The organism is Psychrobacter sp. 1U2 (assembly GCF_051847575.1).
The window spans coordinates 1-887 of sequence record NZ_JBPYDC010000707.1 but is presented as its reverse complement, the minus strand read 5'-3'; the positions used below and the strand labels follow the sequence as shown (position 1 = coordinate 887).

1 pseudogene is annotated in these 887 nt (G+C 43.5%); it reads left to right on the top strand.

Going from position 1 to position 887, the window contains the following annotated elements:
- Positions 1 to 639: pseudogene (locus tag ACS8FD_RS18225) on the top strand (choline transporter); the annotation flags it as partial.
- Positions 640 to 887: the final 248 nt, after the last annotated feature.

The following is an 887-nucleotide window of genomic DNA, read 5'->3' as shown; positions in this document are numbered from 1 at the left end:
CAAACGGCAGCCATCGTCAGTGCTTTACCGTTTACGATGATTATCTTGATTGCAATGTTTGGTATGTGGCGGGCGCTGCGTATTGAAGGTCACCGTGATGAAAGCTTAGCAAATGAAAACCGTTTGCCACCGCATCTGCTTAAGCTTGAGTCATGGCGCAATCGGATTGATTACATCACTGAGCAGCCAAGCCGCGAGGATGTTTTGGGCTATATTAAAGGGACGGTCATGACATCGATGAAGGAGGTGGCGGAGAAGTTTAAGGAAACGGGTTGGAATCCTGAAGTCAATTACGATGACACCAATAACCGGGCAGTATTAGAACTACAGTATGGCGATGATGTGGAGTTTTGGTATGAAGTGCGGTTGACGCACCAAGACATACCTGATTACTATAAGGACAGGGTCAGCAGTGAGATATCGCAAGATCACTATTACCGTGCCAAGGTCCATTTGCGCCGCGGTGGTCAGGTTTATGACTTGTACGGTTATCAATCAGAGTCGGTGATTAACGATATCATCGATCAGTTTGAAAAATATCTATACTTTTTAGAAGAGTCGCCTAATAGCTTACCTTGGCGTATGCAGGAACATGATGACGATATTACGCTAGAGCAGGGCAGTGTGTTTGATAAGTAGCATGTTTGATAAATAGTTGGTTTCATTGTTGAAACTGAATGTTTATTGTTGCAAGTTATTCACCTGAATGGCTTGCATTAAAACCAAGAACCCTTAGAATAACGGCTTGTTTTCTATGCAAATCAAGCCGTTTTTTATGTCTATAAATAATCCAGCCCACGCTGAATCGGTCGTACAATCTGCCAGCGATCATCCATTGTTGCAGCCGCTTAATATTGGCGGTTTGTCGATTGAAAATCGTATGATGG